The sequence below is a fragment of the Microcoleus sp. bin48.metabat.b7b8b9.023 genome (genome assembly GCF_013299185.1).
GTDB lineage: Bacteria > Cyanobacteriota > Cyanobacteriia > Cyanobacteriales > Microcoleaceae > Microcoleus.
Genome location: NZ_JAAFKG010000098.1, coordinates 1 through 13,631, shown reverse-complemented (window position 1 = coordinate 13,631; position 13,631 = coordinate 1). Strand labels below are relative to the sequence as shown.

The following is a 13,631-nucleotide window of genomic DNA, read 5'->3' as shown; positions in this document are numbered from 1 at the left end:
CATTAATCAGTTCTATTTTCTTACAAAAGTCATTACAAAGCGTGTCTATAGCTTCTAAGAATGGTGAATTTATCTCAAAATATACTCACCACTGATGAATAGTGTTCAATAAGATGCGTTCCCCCTGCCGCAATTTGTAACCGCCCAGGCGGTTTAAGCGCAATTTGCAACCGCCCGGGCATCGGAAATTACCGAACTTAAGTCGTATACTCCGCATTAATCTTCACGTAGTCATAACTCAAATCGCATCCCCAAGCCTTCGCAAAACCGCCACCATTCCCAACACTTACCTGAATTAAAACAGTGTCTTCCTTCAAATATTCGCCCGATGCAGCCGCTTTCATATAATTACTCGCAGCAGATTTATCGAACGCTAAAGGTTGCCCATTTTCCATCATCAAAAAATCTCCCAATTGAATCCGCAAATTCTCTTGTTCAAAAGCAACGCCCGCGCGCCCAGCCGCCGCCGCAATCCTTCCCCAATTCGGATCGCGTCCAAAAATAGCAGCCTTCACCAAAGAAGAACCGACAATTGTTTTGGCAATTTTACTCGCAGAAACTTCGTCGGCGGCGCCGCTAACTTGCACTTCCACCAAACAAGTTGCACCTTCGCCGTCACGGGCAATTGCCTTTGCCAAATGCACGCAAACTTCTGTTAGCATCGCCTCTAATTTTTCAGCATCCGCGCCCTTTTCTGTAATCGCCGGCGTGCGGGATTGGCCGTTAGTCAAAGCAATTAGCGAATCGTTGGTACTGGTATCGCCGTCAACAGTAATTTGATTGAAACTTCTGTTTGCCGCCCGAGTCAGCATTTCTTGCCACAAATGTGACGACACTGCTGCATCACAAGTTACAAATGCGAGCATTGTTGCCATATTCGGGTGAATCATTCCCGAACCTTTGCAAATGCCGCCGATACGCACGGGACGATCGCCAAACATGGTTTCCAGGGCGATCGTTTTCGGCACTAAATCAGTCGTACAAATCGCCTTAGCAGCCGCATCAGAACCAGTTTCCGAGGCTTCAGCAACCAATCGCGGAATTCCCGCCCTCAGCGGTTCCATTTTAATCCGCTGCCCGATGACGCCAGTGGATGCCAAAAGAATGGATTCTGAAGGAATATTCAGCGCTTCGCCCAACAATTTCGCGCTTTCGAGGGCATCTGCTAAACCTAATTCGCCAGTAGCAGCATTTGCTTGTCCCGCATTGCACAAAATAGCTTTGGCGCTGGGTTTAGCTTGCAAGCGCTGGCGGCAGTAGTCCACGCAAGCAGCCCTGACTGTCGATGTAGTGAAGACTCCGGCGGCGATCGCATCCACCTCTGACAAAATTAAACTTAAATCCGGCAAGCCAGAAGGCTTCAAACCTGCTGTAATTCCCGATGCTCGATATCCTCTCGGTGCTGTAACTCCGCCGCCAATTTCTTTCCAGTCCGACATGATGACCTCCCTAGAGCGTTCTATTCTATTGAGAGGGGATTATATCATTTTAGATTTTAGATTTTAAATTTTAGATTTTAGATTGTCAACAAATGACGAATCAATGAGTTATTTTTTCGTCGTTTAATCGTTCTTTGCCCGACGGGCGATCTCAAATTCCGTAGCATTATAATTATTAATCTCTATCTTCTCTCTCTGTGTCCTCTGCGGCCTCTGTGGTTAAATCATTCCGATTCAAAGAGAATGGGCTGAAACCTTAATTTATTGTCTCAGCTAAGCCCAATCAGAAGGGCTAAATTATACCTTCCCGGACTTTTAAAATATCCTCTAAGAGGGCTAAAGCCCAACAACGTACCCGATCTTTCTGAGAAAGCCTATATTTCAGTGTTTCTGTTTAATTAATTCCGTAAAATTAATCGCGACTTGTTCTGTAAAGAGCAAACTCAAGAACAAGTCGCGACGGTTTTGTAACAGTCATTATTAATTTTTAGCTGGCAAACAACAAACTTGATTCAACTGTCTCGCTGTTGAAAAAACGAGTTATTTGCGATCGACACTCGCCTGAGAACCAGTATCTAAACCAACTTCAGCAGCCGCGCGGCTGAGCATAGATTCCTGACGGTTTTTGACGAGGTGTTGGTGGCGCATCATCAGGCTGCGCGCTTGTTGTTGAGTAGACATAACTGGTTTTCTCCAAATGTAGGTAATAGGTTTGCGGGCAATTGGGGAAATTGAGCTTTGCCTTAGCTCATGGTGGCGTTGCTGCGATCGTAACTGGCTTGAAGGCTGGGCTGCGGTTTGCCTTGAATGTGGCCCCAGTAGTGAGTATTTTCCATTCCGACTTCGCTGGCGCTGCGGTTGAGCATGGATTGCTGCCGGTTCTTCACCATTTGGTGGTGGCGCATCATCAGAGAGCGGGCTTGATTTTCGGTAGACATATCGGGTTCCTCCGTTTTGCTCGATCGATCTTGGGCTGCTTTTTTGTTCCTATTTATAACTATACTAGATATTTCTGTATCTAAAGCTACAAAATTAAAATTGTAATAAAAGTTTACAATAAAGCGACAAGTGCGATCGAGAATGCGGGGAGTGCAGGAAAGCCGCGAAGTGCGATCGGCGCAGCTATCTCCTACAATCGACTGCTTGCAAAATAGGACGCTGCTCAAAGCCATCCCACAATTGTTTTTCTTGTGGGATGGCTTTGAGCAGCGTCCCAAAATTTGATTAAAAAGATTGAGCCAAGAAGTCTAATTGATGGCTGATATGGTGTCCGCTGATTAACTGCACTACGAACTGTTCGTAGTGCGGACTTCAGTCCGCAGCATTTTACGGACTGAAGTCCGCACTACAAACAATTTTTGTTATGGTAATCGACCGGACATGATATGACTACCCGCGAGGCTTAAAAAATATTAGAAAGTAACTTATAAATTAAGCGAAAAATAGCTGTGGCCGCGATCGCCCCCAAAGCAGCCAACCATCCCACAAACAACACGCCTGTGATCGGAGAATTCGGATAAATCGTAACAGCGGCGCGCAAAGCCGGGAACAACCACAGTACAGCCAGAGTACCTGCGCTAATAATCAGCATCTCAGTTTGCTCGATCGCCCTGCGGTACTGGCCGAAAATTAGCCCCCCGACAATCATCCCCAACAATCCGATACTCACGCCTGGATTCGGTAGCAAACTCGTCAGGGCGATCGCCAGCAACCCCCCTTCAAAACCCGTAAACGCAGCCCCACCCAAAATATCCCAAATCGAAAAAGCCCTTCGCGCCCCAGATTGCAGGTTTCCTGGAGGAGTCGCCACCACAGGAGGCACAGGAGGCTGCTGAGTTGGTGGTGGCTGCTGAGTTGGTTGTTGGGGGGTCGGAGTGGGTAGGGGAGGCGGCTGCACGACCATCGTAGGCTGTTGAGAATTGTATTTCAGAGCAGCTTCCACCTCGATCGCCGATTGATAGCGCTGGCTGGGAGCGGGTAACAACATTCGATCGAGAACTTCAGCCAAACGCGAACTTACCTGTACGTGCGATCGCCAATTCCACTCATTTTCATAACTATCAAACAATTCCGTCGGCTGCAAACCGCTGAGCAAAGTAATGCAAGTCACAGCCAAAGCATAAAAATCCGTTGCGGGATAAACCTCTTGTCCGTTCATCTGTTCGGGCGGAGCATAACCCAAAGAATAAATACCAGTCGAAGCCTTAGAAGCACCCGCAGTTTGCGTCACCTGTTTGACAGCCCCAAAATCTAATAAATAAAGCCGACCACTTTTAGCCCGCATAATATTAGCAGGTTTAATATCCCGGTGAATCGAACCGCGAGAGTGTACAAAGTCGAGAACCTTCAAAATTTCCCGCAGCACCTCCATCGTTTCCGCTTCCGAAAACTTGCCTTTAACAACAAGTTCTTCCTCCAAATTGTGACCGTCAATAAATTCTTGAACCAGATAGAAAAACTGATCGTTTTTCCCAGGCTCCAAACTCGGAACAGTCAGCTCAAAAAACGCCAGCAAACTCGGAATTTGCGAATGTTCGTTTCCCAGTTCTTCCAGCACCGCCGCTTCCCGTTCAAACAGAGTTTGAGCGATTTTTAGCTGTGCCGGAGTCAGATTTACCGACGGCTGCAAAAGTTTAGCAACGCACTGCCGCATCGCCGGAGTATAGCGGTCTCTGGCCAAAAATGCCGCCCCAAAACCGCCTTGACCTAACAACCTGACTGGCAAATAGCGACCGCTCAAAATTAGGGGCATTCCACAGGCCTTGCAATACCTTTGCTGCACCGTTTTCAGCAGGGAACTGTCATCGAGGTCGGAAAAATTGTTTTGAGGGCGCGGGCAGCCCGGGCGGGTGCAGTAAACTTCCATTTTGGTTTGCTAATTGGTCATAGGGCATTGGGCATCGGGCATTGGCCAAACAGGGCATTGGGCATTGGCCAAACAGGGCATTGGCCAAACAGGGCATTGGCCAAACAGGGCATTGGCCAAACAGGGCATTGGCCAAACAGGGCATTGGCCAAACAGGGCATTGGCCAAACAGGGCATTGGGCATTGGGCATTGGGCATCGGGCATTGGGCATTGGGCATCGACTAAACAGGGAATTGGTTTAATTCCTAATTCTAGGTGGTTAAACTTTTTAATACTAATCCCAGTTCTTTTTACCAGAAAGAATTGGTTGAAAGTCCGACCGCCTGCTTGGGATAAATTAAAATCAGACTATTCATTACTCCAATCCTCGCACTTAAGGGTAGAAGTCACTCTCCTTCGGTCAACTGTCAACTGTCAACTGTCAACTGTCAACTGTCAACTGTCAACTGTCAACTGTCAACTGTCAACTGTCAACTGTCAACTGTTGAACAGGGATTATCAAACCAGATTTTAATCTCTAAACTACGCGCGAACTGCTGAGAACCAGCAACTTAATAAATCAACTTCCCCCTGAGTTGGGAGTTCCTATTTCTATCAGTCCCAAATCCATGGTCGGAGGTTCTTTCTTTTCCTGGGTAGTCGAATAAGTAGCAAAAGAAGGCAAAATTTCATTGCTGAAAGCCTCTGCTGCTTTAGAACGGTAGCGGTTGGGGTTGTAAATCAGCGACAAAATTCGAGTTACCAAAACTTCATCCATTTTAGATTTGTGCAAGACGCCCATCATCAACTCTTTTTCGATCGCCGAAACCGACACAAAAGCAGCGCCCAACCCGGACTGAACAGCATTTTTAATGGCTTCGATGGAGTTGAGCTCCATCTCGATTTTCAGGCGGCGCGTGTCAATGCCGCAGCGAGTCAGTACCTGATCGATGACTTTGCGGATAGTAGACTGCGAATCGAGGGAAATAAACTGCAATTTATAAAGGTCTTCTTTTTGGATGCTTTCTTGTTGTACCATCGGGTGAGATGGAGGGAGAATTAGAGCCAGTTCGTCCTCAGCGTAAGGAACAATTTCTAAAGCTTCTACAAGTTCGGTAGGGATTTCTCCGCCAACAATTGCCAAATCAATTTGCCCGTTGGCCACACTCCACGCCGTGCGGCGGGTCGAATGTACGTGAAGCTGTACCGCTACATCGGGGTACTTTTGCCGAAACATCCCAATCATTCGGGGTAGCAAGTATGTCCCCGTGGTTTGAGAAGCGCCGACAATCAAAGTACCGCCTTGGAGATTTTGCAAGTCTTCGAGAGCTCGACAAGTTTCTTGACAAAGCGATAAAATTTTCTCGCCGTAACTCAGCAGCAGGTGTCCGGCTTCGGTCAGTTGAGCCCGCCGCCCCCCCCGGTCAAACAGCGGCACGTCCAACTGTCTCTCTAGGTTCTGCACTTGCAAGCTAACTGCTGGCTGGGATACGTAGAGGCTGTCGGCGGCGCGTTTGAAGCTTCCTTCAGAGGCGATCGCCTTGAGAATGCGTAACTGGTCTAAAGTGAAAGGAAGGTCAGACATATATCTAAATTGTCAGTTGTCATTTGTCAGTTAACTGTTGACGGTTGACGGTTGACGGTTGACGGCAAACAGCAAACAGCGATCGATCGGCAAACAGTGAACAGTCAACAGCGAACAGCGAACAGTCAACAGTCAACAGCGAACAGCGAACAGCGAACAGTTAACTGACTGATAACCGCTGAATGCTCCTATAGATACTTTGTGACACAATTTGGCCACGAATCAATAACTTTTCTTAATATTTGCAATGACGATCGACTTAGCGCTTGACTCCCACTTAGTTATTCTCGGACTTTTATTTGGTTTTGCGATCGCCCACAGCGGTTTAGCAGCCCTGCGCCCGAAAGGTGAAAAGCTGATCGGGCCGAGACTTTACCGCGTTTTGTTTGCCCTTGTCAGTTTGCCGCTGGCGGTGATTTTGGTTGTCTACTTTTTCAACCACCGCTACGACGGCGTGCAGCTTTGGCAAGTACAGGGCGTGCCCGGAGTTAAACCAGTGGTTTGGATACTGTCGGCAATTTCCTTTCTGTTTCTGTACCCAGCAACCTTCAACCTTCTAGAAATTGCCGCCATCCAAAAGCCGGAAGTTCACCTCTACCAAGCCGGGATCATCCGCGTCACCCGTCACCCGCAAATGGTGGGACAGGTGATTTGGTGCGTGGCCCACACCCTCTGGATTGGCACTAGCTTTACCCTCGTCACTTCCATCGGTTTGATACTTCACCACCTATTCGGAGTGTGGCACGGCGACAGCCGGCTGCGGGCTCGTTTTGGCGAATCCTTTGAAACCATCAAATCTCAAACCTCAATTATTCCATTTTTGGCAATCCTGCAAAAGCGTCAAACCCTTGATTTGCTTGAGTTCCTGCGCCCTTCCTACCTAGGCGTAGTCATTTTTACAGGCCTGCTGTGGAAAATTCATCCTTTTCTGATGCGTGTCACTGCGAACATATACTGGTAGCATGATCCCTAGGATAGAAAAAAAATTATTAAATTTTGAGGGATCATGGTGTTGTCGGTTAGCGAACGCACTTTTGCACAAGAGGTATTTCAAGCCTCTACCCCCGTTTTAGTTCACTTTTGGGCGCCTTGGTGCGGTTTGTGCCGTGCGATCGACCCCACGCTTACAAGTTTTGAGACACAGTGGGCAGGAAAAGTCAAGCTCCTAGGGGTGAATGCCGATCAAAGTTTCAAATTGGCAAATACTTACCGGCTGACCAGTCTGCCCACACTGATTTTGTTTGAGGGCGATCGAGTTCTATTTAGATTTGAAAATTATCAAGGTCGCGAGGAACTGCGACGCACTCTGGATTCCTGGATGCTCGCCACTCAGAATGCTCCCCAAAGTCAACGCCTGCAACCGCAGCAAGTAGCCAACCGGTAACGGTTAAAAGGCATTCGGTTCCTATCGATCGAGAATTGGGGAATTACCCATTCGATCGGCAACCAGACATTTAAAGGTCGGCAAAAACCGGGTTTTTTTACGAAAATACCGCATCGAGCGCGAGGGTATTGTGTGGAAAAACCCGGTTTATTTATTCCTGGCCTGCCCCCAAAAATTGGAAATTTGTCAATCTATCTTTTGGCATAGATTTAAGGCGAACTAGATCGATCGCCAACACCAGCAGCAATTCTTAAGGATTGTCGATCGGCAATACTTAAGAATTGTAGAGAGTCTTTCTGCCCAGTCGCGCAAGCGTGTGTCACAATTATTAACAGTTTTGGCAATATCTAGTAGAAACTTTAAACTACCTATCAGTCATGGAACCGCTTTATCAATACGCCTGGCTGATTCCAGTCCTGCCACTGGCAGGCGCAATGCTAGTAGGTTTAGGCTTAATCACCTTTAACCAGGCAACCAACAAACTCCGACAAGCGAATGCGATTTTAATCCTTTCCACCCTCGGAGGGTCAGCGGTAATGTCTTTTGCATTGCTGTGGAGTCAACTACAGGGCCACGCACCCTACACCCGAACCATTCAGTGGGCCTCTGCTGGGGACTTCTCGCTGAACATGGGCTATATCATTGACCCCCTCACGTCGGTAATGCTGGCGATCGTCACCACGGTCGCCTTTTTGGTGATGATTTACACCGACGGCTACATGGCACACGATGACGGGTACGTGCGATTTTACGCCTACCTGAGCATCTTCAGCGCCTCAATGCTAGGTCTAGTAGTCAGCCCGAACATCGTTCAGATTTACATTTTCTGGGAACTGGTAGGTATGTGTTCGTACCTGCTAGTCGGATTTTGGTACGATCGCAAACCAGCAGCAGACGCCTGCCAAAAAGCCTTCGTCACCAACCGCGTCGGCGACTTCGGCTTGCTGCTGGGCATCCTCGGCATTTACTGGGCCACCGGCAGCTTTGAATTTGACGTGATGGGCGAACGGCTGCACTCCCTAGTCGAATCCGGTGCTTTGAGCGCAACTCTCGCAACCATCTTCGGAGTCCTGATATTTTTGGGCCCAGCAGCCAAATCAGCTCAATTCCCCCTCCACGTCTGGCTTCCAGACGCAATGGAAGGCCCGACACCAATTTCGGCCCTCATCCACGCCGCGACGATGGTAGCAGCCGGCGTCTTCCTGATCGCTCGGATGTACCCAGTATTTGAAGGACTGCCCGCAGTCATGAATTTGATCGCCTGCACCGGCTGTTTTACAGCATTCATGGGTGCCTCGATCGCAATTACCCAAAATGACATCAAAAAAGGCTTAGCCTACTCCACAATCTCCCAATTGGGCTACATGGTGATGGCAATGGGAGTCGGCGCATACAGTGCCGGACTCTTCCACCTAATGACCCACGCTTACTTCAAAGCAATGCTGTTCCTGTGCTCGGGTTCAGTCATTCACGGCATGGAAGATGTCGTCGGGCACAACCCCGCCCTCGCTCAAGACATGAGAGTCATGGGCGGCTTGCGGAAATATATGCCGATTACCGCTACTTGCTTTTTAATCGGAAACTTAGCAATCTGTGGCATTCCGCCCTTTGCTGGTTTTTGGTCAAAAGACGAAATCCTCGCCCAAGCTTTCCATGCAAATCCCGCTCTGTGGGCTGTGAGTTGGGTGACTGCCGGGATGACCGCGTTTTATATGTTTCGGATGTATTTCAGCACCTTTGAGGGCGAATTCCGGGGCAATGACAGCGCCATCAAGCAACAACTCCTGCAACCGGGTTTGGTTTTCGGCCCTGGAGCGATGAACGTTAAGGAATTGGCATCAACTGGCGAAAGTCACGACGCACACGACCATTTCCCTCACGAATCTCCTCTGACAATGGCTCTGCCGTTGGTGTTGCTGGCTGTACCTTCTGTGTTTATCGGTTTTCTCGGTACGCCGTTTGCCAATTATTTCGAGCAGTTTGTCCGCGCTCCTGGCGAGTCTCTCGAAGAAGTTTTGGCACACGCCGCGAAGTTCGATTTGACGGAATTTCTAATCATGGGCGGCAGTTCTGTAGGTATTGCTTTGCTGGGCATTACTTTGGCTTCTCTGATGTATTTGAGCCGGAAAATCGACCCAAGTGCGATCGCCCAAAAAATCAAACCACTTTACGAGTTCTCCCTCAACAAGTGGTATCTCGACGATATCAACGAAGTTCTCTTCGTCAAAGGCAGCCGTCGTTTAGCGCGGCAAGTCATGGAAGTGGATTTGCGAGTTGTCGATGGTATCGTCAACTTGACAGGGTTTCTCACCCTAGTTAGCGGCGAAGGTTTGAAATACTTTGAAAACGGTCGCGCTCAATTTTATGCCCTGATTGTGTTTGTCGCAGTTCTGGGTTTTGCGATCGTTTCTGGAGTTGGTTAGATATGTAGGGAAACGGTATTGCCTGTTAGTCTCAACTTAAGGCAAAACCTACCGTATCTTTTGTTTGCCTCGAAGTCTAGATCCCCCCTAGCCCCCCCTTAATAAGGGGGGAACAAGAGTACAGGGAAACGGTATTGCCTGTTAGTTTCAACTTAAGACAAAACCTACCGTATCTTTTGTTTGCCTCGAAGTCTAGATCCCCCCTAGCCCCCCTTAATAAGTAGGGTGGTTTTATTGTCAGGATAGGAAATCTCAAACTACCAAAATTATCGCTCAAAGGTCGGCTCGCGTTTGAGTCAAGGTACGTAGTTGCGCTTCAGCGCGCTCTTTATAATATTAGGAAAGAGGGCCCAAGCCCAACTACGTACCTAATTTGTCTGACGACAATAAAACCGCCCTGCCTAGCCCCCCTTAATAAGGGGGGAACAAGAGTATTCTGTCAAAGTCCCCCTTCTTAAGGGGGATTTAGGGGGATCGGATCTCGGCGATAAACAAGAGATCCAAAGGTTTTTAGGGTTAATTTGATACGATGAAAGGCGTTGTCATGTCCCACTAGAAGATATTTTAAGGATTGCTCTTAGCTCAATAACTCAAAATTGACAATTAGCAAATAGAAATAAATCTTTAATTAAACTCAACTTTTGCGATCGCACAAATCGTCGCAAACATTACAAAAAGAATTGTTTCGTATAAAGAAAGTATAAAGTTTAGACCAAAATCGCCAAAATGTGTTTAAACCTAATAATTGATGGATAATTTTAAAACGCAATGGATACAGCTAACTTTCCCTGGTTAACAACAACAATTCTGTTTCCCATTGCTGCGTCCCTGCTAATTCCTTTGATTCCCGATAAGGATGGCAAGACGGTGCGGTGGTATGCACTAATTGTGGGTTTGATCGATTTTGCCCTGCTTGTTTACGCTTTTTGCACTCAGTACGACTTCAGCAATCCCAACTTGCAACTCGTAGAAAGTTATGCTTGGTTGCCCCAACTCGATTTAAATTGGTCGGTGGGTGCTGACGGTTTGTCAATGCCGTTGATTTTGCTGACAGGTTTTATTACTACCCTGGCTACTTTAGCAGCTTGGCCAGTCACACTTAAACCAAAGCTATTTTACTTTTTGATGCTGACAATGTACGGCGGCCAAATCGCAGTTTTTGCCGTACAGGATATGTTGCTGTTTTTCCTGGTTTGGGAACTAGAATTAGTCCCGATTTACCTGATTTTGTCAATCTGGGGCGGCAAAAAGCGCCTCTACGCAGCAACTAAGTTTATCCTTTACACCGCAGGCGGTTCGCTGTTTATTTTGGTTGGCGCGCTGACGATGGCGTTTTACGGCGATACCGTGACTTTCGATATGCGGGCGATCGCAGCCAAAGAATTCGCCCCCAATGTAGAATTGCTGCTGTACACAGGATTTTTAATAGCCTACGGCGTCAAACTGCCAATTTTTCCCCTGCACACTTGGCTCCCCGACGCCCACGGCGAAGCAACCGCACCCGCCCATATGTTGCTAGCAGGAATTCTGCTAAAAATGGGCGGCTACGCCTTGCTGCGGATGAATGCCGGAATGCTCCCGGATGCTCACGCTGTATTCGCACCCATCTTAGTAATTTTGGGTGTAGTTAACATTGTTTACGCCGCCTTAACCTCCTTTGCTCAGCGCAATTTGAAGCGCAAAATTGCTTATTCTTCAATTTCCCACATGGGGTTTGTGCTGATTGGGATAGCTTCGTTTACCGATTTGGGAACGAGCGGCGCCATGCTGCAAATGGTTTCCCACGGTTTGATCGGGGCGAGTTTGTTCTTCATGGTAGGCTGCACTTACGATCGCACTCACACCCTCATGCTCGACGAAATGGGCGGTGTCGGCAAGAAAATGCGTAAGGTTTTCGCCATGTGGACTGCTTGTTCTATGGCTTCCTTGGCTTTGCCGGGAATGAGCGGTTTTGTAGCAGAATTGATGGTGTTTGTAGGTTTTGCAACCAGCGACGCTTACAATCCGGTGTTTAAGGTTTGCGTGGTATTTTTGGCGGCTGTCGGCGTAATTTTAACTCCGATTTATCTGCTGTCAATGCTGCGCGAAATCTTCTACGGCCCGGAAAACAAAGAATTAGCGGAACATGAAGAATTGGTGGATGCGGAACCGCGAGAAGTGTTTATTATTGCGGCTTTGTTAGTGCCGATTATTGGCATTGGCTTGTATCCGAAGATGCTGACTCAGGTTTACGATGCGACTACTGCACAGTTGACTGCAAAGTTGCGGGATTCAGTGCCATCGCTAGTGGCTAAGGCTGCTGCGGATAAAACGGTGTCTTTGCGCGCACCTGCGATCGAGCCTAGCAAGTTGTAATTTGCACGCTGATGCAATGAAGAAAACCCCCAAACCCTATGTTTAAAAAGGTTTTTGGGTTTTCTTTTTTTTCTGACACTCTTGGACACACTCCAACAAAGAAACCGGGTTTTTTGCCAAATCTTTGGGCTGCAACGAAGTATTTTCGTAAAAAACCCGGTTTCTGGGCCCCCATGCGTAAGTTCTAGAATTTGCTTTGCACCCCGTCAACCGCAACTGCGCTATGATTAATAGTTAAATCTCTCAGTTGCCTGTGAGGACGCAGTTGAAGAGTTATTTGTCAGAGTTAAGTTTTTGTTAGACTACTGGTCATGAAATCAGTAGATGTTCAATCAATTAGCTAGATTAGAAACTATGGGAAAGTTTAAGCAGAGTTTGGAGAAAACGCTGGAGGATTTGAAGTCTCCGAATATAGCTGTAATTGGTAGAACAGGTTCAGGAAAAAGTAACCTGATAAATGCAGTTTTCGGCAGAGAGTTAGCAAAAACTGGAACTGGCTTTCCTGTAAGTGCAGCCTTTATTCGTTATCCTCATCCTGGTAAACAAGATGAGAAAGCACCTGTTGTTCTCTATGATTCAGCAGGTTATGAGGTAGAAAGATCTGATAAATTTATCAACGATGTATTTAACTTTTTGGACGAAAGGAAAGCCAAAGGAGTAGATGAACAGATTCATCTCATTTGGTATGTCATTCATGCTGGTCTAAAGCGATTTGAACCTTTTGATGCAACAGTTCTCAGAAATTTTACAGAATATAAAATACCTGTTGTCATTCTTCTGTCTCAAGCTGACCTTGCAAGACAATCAGAACTTGAAGAGATGGAAGAAACCTTAAGAATTCATGAATCTCATTATAACTTAGAGCCATTTAAAGTTGTCAGGGTGTCAGCTAATCCAATCAACGGTGAACCTTTTGGGGTGAAAGAGATAGTTAATCTAACAGTTGAACTACTCCCAAAGCTTTATACGGATGCATTCATTATTCGCCAGATAGCTGATTTAGAATCTAAAAGACAGGTTGCTGTTAGTTATGTGAAAGTTGCTGCTTCTGCTTGTTTCGCAGCCGCATTTGTCCCTATACCGCTAACTACTCCTGCCGCTGCTTTTACATCTCAGGGACTTCTATGCACTCAGATAGCTGCTCTCTATGGATATAAAGAATGGGTTGAGATTTTAGATCAGATTGGTTCCGTCACAATTGTGACCATAGTGGCTACTATTACGACGAGTGTTTTAGATATTGCTGGTTTCATAAGTAATTGGTTCACTGGCCTTATTGGTGGGGCAATTGCTAATTTTGTATCTGGAGCAGCAGCAGCAACCTTCGTCACAGTTTTAGGTTTGACTTACACATCAGTTTTTGAAAAGTTGAGTAAACAAGATCTAAGTGACTCTGGACGACAAGAAATTGAGGAGTTTATCAAAAAAACTTTTAAGGAGGAACTTAAGAAATACTCATCAGTTAGAATTTTAGTTAGTGTCATGAATTATTCGCGGGGGGTTCCACGGTCATGTTTGGCATGATCTCGCTCTACGACGAGGCAAAAAACTGTGAGACAACTGGTTTCATTGGGAAAGGCTCCAATCTCATCAGATTTG

10 protein-coding genes and 1 pseudogene are annotated in these 13,631 nt (G+C 47.0%); 6 read left to right on the top strand and 5 right to left on the bottom strand.

All coding sequences use genetic code 11. The annotated features are described in order from the left end of the window. Positions 1–197: 197 nt before the first annotated feature. The 4 genes from argJ to QZW82_RS31110 all read right to left on the bottom strand — a co-directional run bounded on the left by argJ (position 198) and on the right by QZW82_RS31110 (position 4,305). Positions 198–1,439 carry a bifunctional ornithine acetyltransferase/N-acetylglutamate synthase gene (gene argJ, locus QZW82_RS31125; protein ID WP_293157915.1) on the bottom strand — a complete coding sequence of 414 codons (1,242 nt, stop codon included), beginning with the start codon at positions 1,437–1,439 and terminating at the stop codon, positions 198–200. Positions 1,440–1,979: 540 nt separating this feature from the next. Beyond that, entirely contained in the window at positions 1,980–2,120 is a 141-nt protein-coding gene (locus QZW82_RS31120; protein ID WP_293128944.1) for a hypothetical protein, read from the bottom strand. A gap of 62 nt (positions 2,121–2,182) precedes the next feature. Beyond that, positions 2,183–2,377: a hypothetical protein gene (locus QZW82_RS31115; protein WP_293157918.1), complete on the bottom strand. Its 195-nt coding sequence runs from the start codon at positions 2,375–2,377 to the stop codon at positions 2,183–2,185. A gap of 464 nt (positions 2,378–2,841) precedes the next feature. Continuing rightward, positions 2,842–4,305: a serine/threonine-protein kinase gene (locus QZW82_RS31110; RefSeq protein ID WP_293157912.1), complete on the bottom strand. Its 1,464-nt coding sequence runs from the start codon at positions 4,303–4,305 to the stop codon at positions 2,842–2,844. Between the two features lie 308 nt (positions 4,306–4,613). Here QZW82_RS31110 and QZW82_RS31105 point away from each other — a divergent pair, with 308 nt between their 5' ends. Further along, entirely contained in the window at positions 4,614–4,820 is a 207-nt protein-coding gene (locus QZW82_RS31105) for a hypothetical protein (protein WP_293157909.1), read from the top strand. A gap of 45 nt (positions 4,821–4,865) precedes the next feature. On the opposite strand, the gene QZW82_RS31100 is transcribed toward QZW82_RS31105, so the two are convergent. Beyond that, positions 4,866–5,870 (bottom strand): LysR family transcriptional regulator, encoded by a 1,005-nt coding sequence (locus tag QZW82_RS31100; RefSeq protein WP_293157906.1) that lies wholly within the window; start codon positions 5,868–5,870, stop codon positions 4,866–4,868. A gap of 247 nt (positions 5,871–6,117) precedes the next feature. On the opposite strand from QZW82_RS31100, the gene QZW82_RS31095 reads away from it, so the two are divergent. The 5 genes and pseudogenes from QZW82_RS31095 to QZW82_RS31075 all read left to right on the top strand — a co-directional run bounded on the left by QZW82_RS31095 (position 6,118) and on the right by QZW82_RS31075 (position 13,556). Beyond that, positions 6,118–6,831 (top strand): NnrU family protein, encoded by a 714-nt coding sequence (locus QZW82_RS31095; RefSeq protein WP_293128179.1) that lies wholly within the window; start codon positions 6,118–6,120, stop codon positions 6,829–6,831. A gap of 45 nt (positions 6,832–6,876) precedes the next feature. Next, complete coding sequence (locus QZW82_RS31090; protein WP_293157903.1) at positions 6,877–7,254, top strand: thioredoxin family protein; 378 nt, start codon at positions 6,877–6,879, stop codon at positions 7,252–7,254. 377 nt (positions 7,255–7,631) lie between these two features. Next, positions 7,632–9,677 (top strand): NAD(P)H-quinone oxidoreductase subunit 5, encoded by a 2,046-nt coding sequence (locus QZW82_RS31085; RefSeq protein WP_293157900.1) that lies wholly within the window; start codon positions 7,632–7,634, stop codon positions 9,675–9,677. A gap of 768 nt (positions 9,678–10,445) precedes the next feature. Beyond that, a pseudogene (locus QZW82_RS31080) lies at positions 10,446–11,978 on the top strand (NAD(P)H-quinone oxidoreductase subunit 4); the annotation flags it as partial. A 378-nt stretch (positions 11,979–12,356) separates the two neighbouring features. Beyond that, a complete protein-coding gene (locus tag QZW82_RS31075; protein WP_293157894.1) occupies positions 12,357–13,556 on the top strand; it encodes a GTPase domain-containing protein in 1,200 nt (399 codons plus the stop codon). Positions 13,557–13,631: the final 75 nt, after the last annotated feature.

Bases quoted from the DNA above. Each gene is read 5' to 3' on its own strand.
- QZW82_RS31100 (WP_293157906.1), bottom strand. From the start codon at position 5,870: ATGTCTGACCTTCCTTTCACTTTAGACCAGTTACGCATTCTCAAGGCG.
- argJ (WP_293157915.1), bottom strand. From the start codon at position 1,439: ATGTCGGACTGGAAAGAAATTGGCGGCGGAGTTACAGCACCGAGAGGA.
- QZW82_RS31110 (WP_293157912.1), bottom strand. From the start codon at position 4,305: ATGGAAGTTTACTGCACCCGCCCGGGCTGCCCGCGCCCTCAAAACAAT.
- QZW82_RS31095 (WP_293128179.1), top strand. From the start codon at position 6,118: ATGACGATCGACTTAGCGCTTGACTCCCACTTAGTTATTCTCGGACTT.
- QZW82_RS31115 (WP_293157918.1), bottom strand. From the start codon at position 2,377: ATGTCTACCGAAAATCAAGCCCGCTCTCTGATGATGCGCCACCACCAA.
- QZW82_RS31120 (WP_293128944.1), bottom strand. From the start codon at position 2,120: ATGTCTACTCAACAACAAGCGCGCAGCCTGATGATGCGCCACCAACAC.
- QZW82_RS31085 (WP_293157900.1), top strand. From the start codon at position 7,632: ATGGAACCGCTTTATCAATACGCCTGGCTGATTCCAGTCCTGCCACTG.
- QZW82_RS31075 (WP_293157894.1), top strand. From the start codon at position 12,357: ATGTTCAATCAATTAGCTAGATTAGAAACTATGGGAAAGTTTAAGCAG.
- QZW82_RS31090 (WP_293157903.1), top strand. From the start codon at position 6,877: ATGGTGTTGTCGGTTAGCGAACGCACTTTTGCACAAGAGGTATTTCAA.